Annotated in this window: 12 protein-coding genes; 2 read left to right on the top strand and 10 right to left on the bottom strand. The window is 71.8% G+C overall.

The window, feature by feature from the left end; all coding sequences use genetic code 11:
• The first annotated feature begins 153 nt into the window (after positions 1-153).
• Complete coding sequence (locus H297_RS0126900) at positions 154-1,437, top strand: adenylosuccinate synthase (RefSeq protein ID WP_027739581.1); 1,284 nt, start codon at positions 154-156, stop codon at positions 1,435-1,437.
• Between the two features lie 484 nt (positions 1,438-1,921).
• Here the strand turns inward: H297_RS0126900 and H297_RS0126895 are convergent, their stop codons facing one another.
• On the bottom strand, positions 1,922-2,461 hold the full coding sequence (locus H297_RS0126895) for an HXXEE domain-containing protein (RefSeq protein ID WP_027739580.1): 540 nt from the start codon (positions 2,459-2,461) through the stop codon (positions 1,922-1,924).
• A 208-nt stretch (positions 2,462-2,669) separates the two neighbouring features.
• Between H297_RS0126895 and H297_RS0126890 the strand changes: the two genes are divergently transcribed.
• Positions 2,670-2,927 (top strand): hypothetical protein, encoded by a 258-nt coding sequence (locus H297_RS0126890; protein WP_027739579.1) that lies wholly within the window; start codon positions 2,670-2,672, stop codon positions 2,925-2,927.
• 121 nt (positions 2,928-3,048) lie between these two features.
• On the opposite strand, the gene H297_RS0126885 is transcribed toward H297_RS0126890, so the two are convergent.
• The 9 genes from H297_RS0126885 to H297_RS0126845 form a co-directional block, all read right to left on the bottom strand.
• Positions 3,049-3,768, bottom strand: a complete 720-nt coding sequence (locus H297_RS0126885) for an alpha/beta fold hydrolase (RefSeq protein ID WP_027739578.1) — start codon at positions 3,766-3,768, stop codon at positions 3,049-3,051.
• The gene (kynU, locus tag H297_RS0126880; RefSeq protein WP_037795520.1) at positions 3,765-5,006 is read right to left on the bottom strand and encodes a kynureninase; all 1,242 of its coding nucleotides are present in this window, start codon (positions 5,004-5,006) and stop codon (positions 3,765-3,767) included. Before kynU ends, H297_RS0126885 begins: the two co-directional genes overlap by 4 nt.
• 64 nt (positions 5,007-5,070) lie before the next feature.
• The gene (locus tag H297_RS0126875) at positions 5,071-5,892 is read right to left on the bottom strand and encodes a tryptophan 2,3-dioxygenase family protein (protein ID WP_027739576.1); all 822 of its coding nucleotides are present in this window, start codon (positions 5,890-5,892) and stop codon (positions 5,071-5,073) included.
• A 159-nt stretch (positions 5,893-6,051) separates the two neighbouring features.
• The gene (locus H297_RS0126870; RefSeq protein WP_027739575.1) at positions 6,052-6,465 is read right to left on the bottom strand and encodes a DUF3151 domain-containing protein; all 414 of its coding nucleotides are present in this window, start codon (positions 6,463-6,465) and stop codon (positions 6,052-6,054) included.
• A 70-nt stretch (positions 6,466-6,535) separates the two neighbouring features.
• Positions 6,536-7,696 (bottom strand): aminotransferase class I/II-fold pyridoxal phosphate-dependent enzyme, encoded by a 1,161-nt coding sequence (locus tag H297_RS0126865; protein ID WP_027739574.1) that lies wholly within the window; start codon positions 7,694-7,696, stop codon positions 6,536-6,538.
• Entirely contained in the window at positions 7,693-9,375 is a 1,683-nt protein-coding gene (gene malX / locus H297_RS0126860; RefSeq protein WP_486589683.1) for a maltose/glucose-specific PTS transporter subunit IIBC, read from the bottom strand. The genes H297_RS0126865 and malX overlap by 4 nt, the downstream gene beginning before the upstream one ends.
• Before the next feature lie 144 nt (positions 9,376-9,519).
• Positions 9,520-10,551 (bottom strand): class II fructose-bisphosphate aldolase, encoded by a 1,032-nt coding sequence (gene fbaA, locus H297_RS0126855; protein ID WP_027739572.1) that lies wholly within the window; start codon positions 10,549-10,551, stop codon positions 9,520-9,522.
• A 154-nt stretch (positions 10,552-10,705) separates the two neighbouring features.
• Positions 10,706-11,245: an orotate phosphoribosyltransferase gene (locus H297_RS0126850; RefSeq protein ID WP_027739571.1), complete on the bottom strand. Its 540-nt coding sequence runs from the start codon at positions 11,243-11,245 to the stop codon at positions 10,706-10,708.
• A gap of 96 nt (positions 11,246-11,341) precedes the next feature.
• Positions 11,342-12,193: an aldose epimerase family protein gene (locus H297_RS0126845; protein ID WP_051352208.1), complete on the bottom strand. Its 852-nt coding sequence runs from the start codon at positions 12,191-12,193 to the stop codon at positions 11,342-11,344.
• Positions 12,194-12,211: the final 18 nt, after the last annotated feature.

Below are 12,211 nucleotides of genomic sequence, written 5' to 3'. Positions count from 1 at the left end.
CCGGGAGAATTGTTCGGTAATCTCTCGGTGCAAGAGCCCCTGTCGCTGTTGCGCCAGGGGCTTCCTCCATCCGGGGTACCGACCTGCGGCTCTCGCGATGGCGATACTCGCCACGCACGTGGGACATGCCCCACCCGAAAGGGGTGTACGCCTGTGCCCGCACTTGTGCTGCTCGGTGCTCAGTGGGGTGACGAAGGCAAGGGAAAGGCCACCGACCTGCTCGGCGGCTCCGTGGACTACGTGGTGCGCTACCAGGGCGGCAACAACGCCGGCCACACGGTCGTCGTCGGCGACCAGAAGTACGCGCTGCATCTGCTCCCTTCCGGGATCCTGTCCCCCGGCTGCACCCCGGTCATCGGAAACGGCGTCGTCGTCGACCCCTCGGTCCTGCTCTCCGAGCTGAGCGGACTGCAGGAGCGCGGCGTCGACACCTCCAAGCTGCTGGTCAGCGGTAACGCGCACCTGATCACGCCGTACCACGCGACGCTCGACAAGACCACGGAGCGGTTCCTGGGCAAGCGGCGCATCGGCACCACCGGGCGCGGCATCGGCCCGAGCTACGCCGACAAGATCAACCGCGTCGGGATCCGGGTCCAGGACCTCTTCGACGAGTCGATCCTGCTGCAGAAGGTCGAGGCCGCGCTCGACTTCAAGAACCAGGTGCTGGCCAAGCTCTACAACCGCCGCGCGATCTCCGCACAGCAGGTCGTCGAGGAGCTGCTGGGCTACGCGGAGCAGCTCAAGGGCTTCGTCGCCGACACCACGCTGGTCCTCAACGACGCCATCGACGAGGGCAAGGTCGTCCTCTTCGAGGGCGGGCAGGGAACCCTGCTGGACGTGGATCACGGCACGTACCCGTTCGTGACCTCCTCCAACCCGACGGCGGGCGGCGCCTGCACCGGGGCGGGGGTCGGCCCGACGAAGATCAACCGGGTCATCGGCATCCTCAAGGCGTACACCACCCGCGTCGGCGCCGGCCCCTTCCCCACCGAGCTGTTCGACGACGACGGCGAGGCGCTGCGCACCATCGGGGGCGAGTTCGGCGTCACCACGGGCCGCAACCGGCGCTGCGGCTGGTTCGACGCGGTCATCGCCCGCTACGCGACCCGCGTCAACGGCCTGACCGACTTCTTCCTCACCAAGCTCGACGTGCTCACCGGCTGGGAGCAGATCCCCGTCTGCGTCGCCTACGAGATCGACGGCGAGCGCACCACCGAACTGCCCTACAACCAGAGCGACTTCCACCACGCCGAGCCGGTGTACGAGTACCTGCCCGGCTGGAGCGAGGACATCACCAAGGCCAAGACGTTCGCCGACCTCCCGAAGAACGCGCAGGCCTACGTGCGGGCCCTGGAGGAGATGTCCGGCGCCCCGATCTCCGCCATCGGCGTCGGCCCCGGCCGCGACGAGACGATCCAGGTCAACTCCTTCCTCTGACCCCACCCGCACCTCCACTCCCCACCGCCCGCCGGGCCTCGTGGCCGCGGTACCCCACCGCACCCGTGGCCCGAGGGCATACCGTACGGCGCCGTGCACAGCCTTGTGGACGGCGCCGTCGTCCTATCCGCCGCACTCTCCCTCGTCCCTGGCCCGGACTCCCCGGCGAACCGGGAGCCCGAGCCCGACGACCGCCACGGGGCTCGTCCTCGGTTCGATGGCGGCCCGCCTCGCGCTGCGCGACACCCGCGACACCGTGTCCGACGGCGGGGCGGGTTCCGGCCGCCTGCTCGCGGTGCCGGGCTGCGCCGTGCTGAGCGGTGCGGTCACCGGATACGCGGCGGCGCGGCTGATGGGCGGCGGCTACGGCGGCCAACACGCGACGACGGCGCCGGCGGGCGCGACAACGTTCCTCGCCGTGGCGGTCGCCGCCTGCGCCCTGAGCGACCGGCTGCGCTCCCGCTCCCGGGTGCCCCCGCTGTCGTCAGCGCCGTCGCACCAGCAGCCGGGCGACCCCGTGGGAGACGGCCAGCGCCCCGAGAGCGCCGACGGCCGAGGCAGCGACGTCGCGCGGCCTCGCCGGCCGGAGGACCCCCTGCTCACGCAGGATCGCGCGGGCCCGGACCGCGAAGGGCAGGACCACCAGCGGTGAGGTCAGCGCCCCCGGGGTGAGGCTGCGGGTGGCGGCGGCCTGCGCGAGGTGCAGGACGCCGTGCGCGCCGAAGGCGCCCAGCGCCGCCTGGTAGGTGGCGCTCCGGCCGCCCGTACGGTGTCCCTCCGCAGCGGCCGCCCCCACGAGGACGGCCATCACGCCGACGGCCGCCGCGAACTGCCGGCCGTCCGTCGCCTCCAGCCGCGTCCACACCGCCTCCGGCACCCACGGTGCCGATTTGCGCAGCTCGGGGACCCGGGTGCGGGTCCAGTACGGCATCATGGCCGTCTCCTCCGCGTCGTGCAGGGCCCACGCCGCGAAGAGGCCGAGGGTGACACCGGCCGAGACCGTTCCGGTCGACTGCTCCTTCATACCGGAGGAGACACCCACAGCGCCCGCGCGGTTCACATGGGCCCCCGCGGAAGCCTACGGCCCGCCTCGACGGGAAGCGCCCGTGCGGCGTACATCAGCGGCGCGTGCGGATTAATGATGATCGTTCCGCCACGGCGCGGGGAACAGCTCTCGGCGCACAGCGCACAACCCCGCGCGCCACCGCGCGACCCGACCGCAAGGAGCTCTCATGCGCATCCGCACCGCAGCCGCCGCCGCTGTCCTGGCGACCGCCGCCGTCCTCGGCTCGGCGGGTACCGCCCTGGCCGGTGACAACAACTGGACCTCGGCCGCCTACGACTTCAGCGACCACGTGATGAGCAAGTACGAGAACAAGAGCGACAACGACACCAACGTCGTCAAGCAGTTCAAGTACACGAACGTCTCGGACAACAACGTCAAGAACTTCGACACCGGCGCCAAGATCGGCGAGCTCGAACTCGACTGACCCGCGGTCACCCGCCCGCGGCGCCCCACAACCGCGCCGCACGCACCTCCGGCCTCGCCACCCACCGGCGGGGCCGGACGCGTACCCGGCAACGCCCGGGCCCGGCGTACCCGGCGTCGCGTCAGCGCAGGGACCGCACCACCACGTCGAACGCCGGGGTGCCCGGGGTGACAGGGGCGTAGTGCCCGACGCCGGGCATCAGGTGGAGTCGCCCGCCCCAGTCGTTCGCGTACCGCCGGGACAGGTCGTAGGGCACCTGGGTGTCGGCGGTGCCGTGCAGGATCTCGACGGGGACGCGGGGCATCAGCCGCATCGGGTCCGCCTCGGCCAGGGCCTGCCCGGCCTGCTCCTCGCCGCCGAGGAAGGCGGCGACCGCGCCGTCTCCGAGCCGCAGTTCGCGGGCCCGCGCCAGGTCGGCCACCGGCGAGACCACGACGACCCGGCCCGCCACCCGCTCCCGCCTGGCCGCCGCCCACAGGGCCAGGTGCCCGCCCGCGGAGTGGCCGAACAGCACGCTGACGGGGGCGCCCAGGTGGTCGAGGGCCGCGTCGATGTCCTGGACGGTGGCGGGCCAGCCGCCGCCCCCGCCGACCCTGCGGTACTCGACCAGCGCCACCGACAGTCCCTGGCCGGCCAGCGCGGCCGCGAACGGCGACAGATGGCGGCGGTCCCACTGCTGGCGCCAGAACCCGCCGTGCAGCAGCACGACCCGGCCGCCGGAGGAGCCCTGCCCGTACAGATCGACGACCTGCGCGGGATCGTCCCCGTACCGCTCCTGGCGTTCGGGATCGACCGGTGCGGCGGCCAGCAGGGCCTTGCTCTCGCGCTCGTCCGTGCTCACCGCGGCTCCGCGAGGATGTCTTCCAGGACGCGGGCGGCCCGCTCGACGTCCTGGAACGACGTGTAGAGCGGGGTGAACCCGAACCGCAGCACCCCGGGACGGCGGAAGTCGGCGACGACGCCGCGCTCGATCAGCCGGCCCATCACCTGCCCGGCCCGCTCCTCGGGCTCGCACACCAGCGCGACCTGGCTGCCGCGCCGCGCGTGCTCGGCGGGCGTCAGCGGCCGCACGGACACCGCACCTCCTCCGTCCCGCCGCCCCGAGTACGCCTCGACGCAGCGCAGGAAGAAGTCCGTGAGCGCCAGCGACTTCGCCCGTACGTCCTCGATCCGCACCCCGTCCCAGACGCGGAGCGCCTCCTCCAGTGCGGCCATCGACAGGATCTCCGGCGTTCCCACCCGACCGCGCGTCGCACCGGCCGCCGGCTCGTACGCGGCGGCCATGGCGAACGGGTCGGCGTGCGAGTTCCAGCCGGGCAGCGGGGTCTCGAACCGCTCCTGGAGCGCGGCGCGCACGTACAGGAACGCGGGGGAGCCGGGCCCGCCGTTGAGGAACTTGTAGGTGCAGCCGACCGCCAGGTCCACCCCGTGCCGGTCCAGGTCCACCGGCAGGGCACCGGCGCTGTGGCACAGGTCCCAGACGCCGACGGCACCGGCGTCGCGGACGGCGGCCGTCAGCGCGGGAAGGTCGTGCAGCATCCCGGTGCGGTAGTCGACGTGGTTGAGCAGCACGGCCGCGGTGCGCGGGCCCAGCGCCGCGGGGACGTCCGCGGGTGCCACGGCGCGCACGGTGCAGTCGGTCAGCCGCGCGGCGGACGCGGCGATGTAGCCGTCGGTGGGGAAGGTCGCCGCGTCGACCAGCAGTTCGTTCCGCCCGGGGGCGTCGCGACGGGCCAGCCGCACCGCGCCGACCAGCGCCTTCAGCACGTTCACGCTGGTCGAGTCGCCGACCACCACCTGCCCGGGCCCGGCACCGAGCAGCGGGGCGATCAGCTCCCCCACCCGCTCGGGCATCCCCCACCAGCCCGACTCGGTCCACGACCGGATCCGCAGCCGGCCCCATTCCCGCCGGACCACGTCCGAGAGCCGGTCGGGCACACCGGCGGGCAGCGCGCCCAGGGAGTTCCCGTCCAGGTAGACGGTGTCGTCGTCGAGGACGAACAGCTCGCGGAGCGACGCGAGGGCGTCGGCCCCGTCGTGGGCCCGCGCCTCGTCGCGGAGGCGGGTGTCCGACGACACGGCTGCGACTCCCCACGCAGCCGAAGCCCCGGGGTCGGCCGGGGCCCCGGATACGGCTGCCCGCTCAGACATGGCTGCGCGCCGTCCACAGCTCCGGGAAGACCTGCTTGGCGGCCCGCTTCTCCAGCCAGGCGACCCCGGAGGAACCGCCGGTGCCCGTCTTGGCTCCCATGGCCCGCCGGGTGGCGACCAGGTGGTCGTTGCGCCAGCGCCACACCAGCTCCGCCACCTCGGTCAACGCCTCACCGAGCCGGTGCGCCGGCCCTCCGGCGCCCTCCCGGTAGACGCGTACCCAGACGGCCTCCACGCCGGGGTCCGGCTCGTACCTGCGGGTGACGTCGCGCCGCAGGACCGCCTCCGGCACGTCCTCCCCCTGCCGGGCGAGGAAGGCCAGTGCCTCGTCGTAGAGGCTCGGCTCGTGCAGCGCCTTCTCCAGCTCCGCGTGGACCCGCGGCGAGCCCCGGTGCGGGACCAGCATCGACGCGGCCTTCTCCCCCAGCAGGAACTCCAGCCTCCGGTACATCGCGGACTGGAAGCCCGAGCCGTCGCCGAGCGCGGACCGGTAGGAGTTGAACTCCGCGGGGGTCAGGTGGGCCAGCGGCTCCCAGGAGGTGTTGAGGGAGATCATCTCGTACGTCGAGCGTTTCAGGGCGGCCAGCGCGCCCTCCAGGTCGTCCTGGCGCAGCCGCTGTGCCGCCGTCTGCCACTCGTGCACCAGGACGGTGAACCACAGCTCCATCACCTGCGTGGTGACGAGGAACGCCAGCTCGCCCGGGTCGTCGGAGAGGGGGTGCTGGAGGTGGGTGAGGACGTCCGCCTGGACGTAGTCCTCGTACGGCGTGGTGCCCGCGAAATCCAGGACCGGGGCATCGGACTCGTGTGACATCGCTGTCTCCACTCGCTGAGCTTCCGGGTAGCGGTCCGCCCCTTCCGGATAGACGTCGGAGCTCCGGTCCCCTCGGGCCGCACGGGGCCCACCACGCATCATGCGCGCAAGGCGACGGCGGCGGCAAGGTCACCGCCGCCGTCCGCACCGCGCGGCAGCTCAGCCCAGGGTGGAGGCCGCCGTCGGCGAGCTCTCCTTCAGGAACGTGCTGCACCGCTCGTACTCGTCCTGCTCCCCGATCGACTGCGCCGCCCGCGCCAGGGCGTGCAGCGCCCGCAGGAAGCCGCGGTTGGGCTCGTGCTCGAACGGCACCGGGCCGTGCCCCTTCCAGCCGTTGCGGCGCAGCGCGTCCAGACCCCGGTGGTAGCCGGTGCGGGCGTACGCGTACGACTCGACGACGTTGCCCGCCTCGAACGCGTCGTCGGCCAGCTGCGCCCACGCCAGCGAGGACGTGGGGTACTGCGCGGCGACCTCGGCGGGCGCCGTCCCGGCGGCGAGCAGTTCGCGCGGCCCGGGATCGTCGGGCAGGTGGGTCGGGGGCGGGCCCCCGAGCAGATTCTCGTGAATGGCCATGGGCCCCAGTGTCCCCCACCCGGCCACGGCCCAGGGCGGACCCTCCCGCCCCACAGCCCCCGCCGGACCCTCAGCACACCCGGCGCAGCGCCGCGACCAACGCGGCGACGCCCGCCTCGGCCTTGGCACGGGGGCAGCCGACGTTCAGCCGGACGAAACCGGGCGCACCGTACGCCGTCCCCGGCATGACGGCGACCTTCTCCGTCTCGATCAGCTCCCGTTGCAGCGCCTCGTCGTCGAACGGCGCCGAGCTCAGCGTGCGCAGGTCGATCCAGGCCAGGTAGCCGGCCTCGGGCGGCTCCCAGCCGAGGGCGGGGAAGGCGGCCGCCAGCCGCTCGGCGACCATGCGCAGGTTGCCGTGCACGTAACGCCGCAGCTCCGCGAGCCACCGCTCGCCCTCGCGGTAGGCGGCGATGTGCCCGACGAGGGAGAGCACGGCCGGTGACGAGAGCCCGTCCGCCTCCTTGAGCGCCCGCAGATAGCCCTCCCGAGACGCCTCGTCCCGCACGATGCCGTAGCTCCCGGTGAGCGCGGGGATGTTGAACGCTTTGGACGCGGAGTTCAGCACCGCCCAGCGCCCCGTGCCGTGGCGGGCCCAGGGCCGGTGGCGGTGCGGCGGATGGGCGAGGTCCGCGTGGATCTCGTCGCTGATCACGGCCACGTCGTAGCGGGCGCACAGCCGCGCCATGTGTGCCAGCTCCCCCTCCGTCCACACCCGGCCCGTGGGGTTGTGCGGGGAACACAGCAGCAGCACCCGCGTGTCGGGCAGCGCCAGCAGCCGCTCCAGCGCGGCCGCGTCCCCGACGGGGCAGCCGCGCAACTGCCGCCCGTGCGCGGCCAGCACCTTGGGGAAGGCGTCGTAGCAGGGCGTGTGCACCACGACGCCGTCGCCGGGCCGGGACCACAGCCGCAGCAACTGCGAGACCTGGTAGATCACCGACGGCCCGTACACCACCCAGTCGGGGTCCACGACGGTCTCGTGGCGTCGTTCGTACCAGTCGGTGACGGCGGACAAAAAGTCCGCCTGCCGCCACCGCGAGTAGCCCAGCACCCCGTGGTCGAGCCGGCCGCGCAGCGCCTCCAGCACCTCGGGGGCCGTCTCGAAGTCCATGTCGGAGATGGTGAACGGCAGCAGCCCCGGCACCCCGAAGCGGTCCTGGACGTAGTCCCACTGGGTGCACCAGGTGCCGTGCCGCTCGACCACCCGGTCGAAGTCGTACCCGGCGCTCACGCGCTCCTCCCACCCGGAATGAGCCCCTCGATGGCGTCCTTGACGGACTGCACCTGCGGACCGATGACGACCTGCACGGTGTGCGGATCGAGGGTGACGACGCCGACGGCACCGAGCTTCTTCAGCCGCGCCTCGTCGAGGCGTGCGGCGTCCTCGACGGTCATCCGCAGCCGGGTGATGCAGTTGTCCAGGGTGCGTATGTTGTCCGGTCCGCCGATCGCGTCCAGCAGCGCGACGGGGTCGTACCGGCCCGCGACCAGCTTCGGCGCCGCCTTCCCCGTACGCGCCCCTTCCGGCACGTCCGCGACCGCACCCGCGTCCTCCTGCTTGTCCGGTCCCTCTTCTCCCTCGTCTCCCTCGTCTCCCTCGCCGTCCTCCGGGGCCTCCCGCCCCGGCGTCTTGAGGTCGAAGCGCCGGATCGCCCAGCGGAAGAGGAAGTAGTACACCGCGAACCACACGGCGGCGATCACCGGCACCAGGTACCACCGGGTGGTCGTGCCCTGGAGCACCCCGAAGACGAACCAGTCGATGACGTTGCCGTCGGTGTTGCCGATGAAGACGCCCAGCACGGCCGCCGTCAGGAAGCCGAGCCCCACCAGCACGGCGTGCAGGAGGTACAGCCACGGCGCGATGAACAGGAACAGGAACTCCAGCGGCTCGGTGATCCCGCCGACCACGCAGGCCACCACACCCGAGACCAGCAACGCCTTGATCTGCGGACGCATGGCGCGCCGCGCACAGTGGTACATGGCGAGCGCCGCGCCGGGCAGTCCGCCCAGGTAGGCGGGCATCTTGCCCTGCGAGAGGAAGTGGGTGGCGGAGGTGACGTCCCCGTTCGCGGGGGCGTCGCAGTTCAGTTGCGCGTAGAAGAGGTTGAGGGCGCCGCTGACGTGGTCGCCGCAGACCGTGCCCGCGCCGCCCACGTCGGTGAAGCGGAACATCGCCACCAGGATGTGGTGCAGCCCCACCGGGCGCAGCAGCACCTCACCGGCGCCGAAGAAGAACGGCCCGAACACCCCGGCGTGCCCGATGGCCTCGCCCAGGTCCCTGATCCACCCGTTGAACGTCGGCCACACCAGCGGCACCAGCAGCCCGGCCACGCTCAGCACCAGCGTCGAGACGATCGGCACGAAGCGCAGCCCGCCGAAGAACGCCAGCGCGTCCGGCATCCGCTGGGTCCGGAAGCGGCGGTGCAGCACCGAGACGACGATGCCGACCACGACGGCCCCCAGCAGCCCGGTGTCGATCGACTGGATGCCCAGGACGTCGGCGATGCCGTAGTGCGCGATGGCCCCCTTGTCCTCCAGGTCGACGCCCTTGGCGGTCAGGAAGAAGTTGACCGCCAGGTTCATCGCCACGTACCCGACGAACCCGGAGAACGCGGCGACCCCCTTGTCCTCGCGGGCCAGACCGAGCGGAATGGCCATGGCGAACAGCACGGGCAGGAACGTGAAGGCCGTCTGCCCCGTGTTGGCCATCCAGGTGAAGACCAGATGGAAGCCCTCGCCCTGGAGGAAGGTCAGGTTGTCGGTGACGGCGTCGCTGGAGAGCGACGAGCCGATGCCGAGGATGATGCCGCAGAACGCCAGCAGGGCGACCGGCAGCATGAACGTCTTGCCGAGCCCCTGGAGGAATTCCCAGGCGGCGGCCTTGCTCTTCCGCAGTGATGTGCTGTCCACCGGCCCAGTCTGCGGTGCGGCACAGGGGCGAACACAATGGTCAACGGGTTACGGATGGATAGCGAAAAGCCCGGGCCCGCCCCCGGCGAGGGGACGGGCCCGGGCCGCAGCCCTCCCGCGGCGACGGCGCGGGGTCGCTCGGGCTCACTTCATGCGGGTACCGGTGGAGCGCAGGTTGGCGCAGGCGGTCTCCACGCGCTCGGCCATGCCCTTCTCGGCGGCCTTGCCCCAGCTCCGCGGGTCGTAGACCTTCTTGTTGCCGACCTCGCCGTCCACCTTCAGCACGCCGTCGTAGTTCGTGAACATGTGCGCGGCCACCGGGCGCGTGAAGGCGTACTGGGTGTCGGTGTCCAGGTTCATCTTCACGACGCCGTTGTCCAGCGCGGTGGCGATCTCCTGCTCCGTGGAGCCGGACCCGCCGTGGAAGACGAAGTCGAACGGACGGCTGCCCGCCGGCTTCTGGAACTTTTCGGCGACCCCCGACTGGAGGTCCTTGAGCAGCTCGGGACGGAGCACCACGTTGCCCGGCTTGTAGACGCCGTGCACGTTGCCGAACGAGGCGGCCAGCAGGTAGCGGCCCTTCTCCCCGAGCCCCAGCGCCTCCGCGGTGCGCACCGCGTCCTCGACCGTGGTGTACAGCTCGTCGTTGATCTCGTGGGTGACGCCGTCCTCCTCGCCACCGGTCGGGGTGATCTCGACCTCAAGAATGATCTTCGCGGCGGCGGCCTCGGCCAGCAGCTCCCGGCCGATCTCCAGGTTGTCCTTGAGGGTCTCGGCCGAGCCGTCCCACATGTGCGACTGGAAGAGCGGGTTCTCACCGCGCTGGACGCGCTCCTTGGAGACCGCGAGCAGCGGACGGACGTACCCGTCCAGCTTGTCCTTGGGGCAGTGGTCCGTGTGCAGCGCGATGTTGACCGGGTACTTCTTCGCGACGATGTGCGCGAACTCGGCGAGCGCCACCGCGCCGCTGACCATGTCCTTGCTGTACTGGCCACCCAGGAACTCGGCACCGCCCGTGGAGATCTGCACGATGCCGTCGCTCTCCGCCTCGGCGAAACCGCGCAGCGCGGCGTGCAGCGTCTGCGTCGAGGTGACATTGATGGCGGGGTAGGCGAACGCGCCCTCCTTCGCCCTGTCCAGCATCTCGTTGTAGACGTCGGGGGTTGCGATGGGCATCAGACCGCTCCTTGGGGGTGTGCGTTGGTGATCCGGCTCAACGGAGGAACGACGTCATCGTCGCGCCCATCCTCCCAGACGGGTTCGCGTGCTCCTCATCCGGGTGTTCACGAGTTCACTAAGTTGACGTTCCACGTGAAACATCGAGGCGGACTCAGCTCAGTTCGAGATCGCTCAAATCGAACGCGTATACGTACGGGACGCCCGCCCGTTCCATCGCCGGAGCAGCACCGCGCTCCACGATGGTGGCCACGGCCACCACCTCCGCACCCGCCTGGCGTGCCGCCTCCACAGCCGTGAGCGGCGAGTTCCCCGTCGTCGAGGTGTCCTCGACGATCAGCACCCGGCGCCCCGCCACGTCCGGTCCCTCGATCCGACGCTGGAGACCGTGCGCCTTGCCCGCCTTGCGCACCACGAACGCGTCCAGCCGCCGGCCACGGGCAGCCGCCGCGTGCATCATCGACGTCGCCACCGGGTCGGCCCCCAGCGTGAGGCCCCCGACAGCGTCGTAGTCCAGCTCCGACGTCGCGTCCAGCATCACCTGGCCCGCCAGCGGAGCGGACTCGCCGTCCAGCGTGATGCGGCGGAGGTCGATGTAGAAATCGGCCTCCGCCCCCGACGACAGAGTCACCCTGCCGTGCACCACGGCCTTGTCCTTGATCTGCCGCAGCAATGCGTTCCGCACGTCGTTCATGGCCCTTTAGCCTATGCGCCGGTCACCTCTCCGGTGACCGGCGCCCTCTCCGTGGCGTTGCTGAGGCCCCGCCGCTTCCGTGCGGGCCGGGGACGGTCACAGAGGGCGGAACGACCACGTAGTGGTGAGCTCCAGCGGATCCAACGGCGTCACCTGCCGAGGGTGCGAATTCAGACCGTTCGGCGGCCCACTCTGCGGCTCCACACAGACCGCCTCCTCCGGCTCGTCGTACACGACGACGTACTCCGCACGCGAGGCCACTTCGAGCTCCAGCTCACCGGGCCAGGTCAGGGTGACGTCGACTCCGCCGGGCATCCCGAAGCAGTCGTCCCACGGCCCGCCCTGCGGCTCGATCCGGCGCCCGGTCGGAATGTGGTCCTCCCCCCGCTCCTCCTGCCACTCGGGAGAGAAGTCGATCCGCACGTCCTCGCCCCCCTGGCCGAGGTTGCGCAGGAACCACGGATGCCACCCGGCCTGCGCAGGGAAGGACACATCGAAGGTCTCGACGGCGAGCTTGAGCGTCAGCGAGCTCCCGTCCTCGGCGAGTTCGACGACCTGGGTGGTCCGGCCCTCCCAGGGCCACGGGTCGGTCAGGTCGTAGGTGAAGGACGCCTTGGTGTCCGTACCGCCGGGCGCCTGGCGCCACACGGCGTCCCGCACGGTCCCGTGGATGGCGTGCGGCCCGCCCTGGGCCTGCGGCCGGGAAGTGCCCTCGTTGAGCGGGAGTTGGAACATCTCGCCGCCGTTGCGGAACCGTCCCTGCGCGGTACGCCCGCACCAGGGCGCCATCACGAAGGAGCCGTACTTCGGCCCCTGGCGCAGGAGTTCGGTGCCGCCCACCCGGAGGGAGGCGAGCCGGCACCCGTGCTGGGGTTCGATCGTCACCTCGGTCCCATGGGCGCTGAGCACGACGGTCGTGGCTTCTGCGGGGGTGGGCAGATCAGTCATACAGCGACCATAACGGCG

This window comes from Streptomyces sp. CNT360 (assembly GCF_000424785.1).
The sequence above is the reverse complement of the archived record's forward strand: the minus strand, read 5'-3'. Positions and strand labels throughout refer to the sequence as shown.

Excerpts from the sequence above, each read along its gene's own strand:
- H297_RS0126895 (WP_027739580.1), bottom strand. The coding sequence starts at position 2,461 with ATGAAGGAGCAGTCGACCGGAACGGTCTCGGCCGGTGTCACCCTCGGC.
- H297_RS0126890 (WP_027739579.1), top strand. The coding sequence starts at position 2,670 with ATGCGCATCCGCACCGCAGCCGCCGCCGCTGTCCTGGCGACCGCCGCC.
- H297_RS0126875 (WP_027739576.1), bottom strand. The coding sequence starts at position 5,892 with ATGTCACACGAGTCCGATGCCCCGGTCCTGGATTTCGCGGGCACCACG.
- H297_RS0126870 (WP_027739575.1), bottom strand. The coding sequence starts at position 6,465 with ATGGCCATTCACGAGAATCTGCTCGGGGGCCCGCCCCCGACCCACCTG.
- fbaA (WP_027739572.1), bottom strand. The coding sequence starts at position 10,551 with ATGCCCATCGCAACCCCCGACGTCTACAACGAGATGCTGGACAGGGCG.
- H297_RS0126850 (WP_027739571.1), bottom strand. The coding sequence starts at position 11,245 with ATGAACGACGTGCGGAACGCATTGCTGCGGCAGATCAAGGACAAGGCC.
- H297_RS0126845 (WP_051352208.1), bottom strand. The coding sequence starts at position 12,193 with ATGACTGATCTGCCCACCCCCGCAGAAGCCACGACCGTCGTGCTCAGC.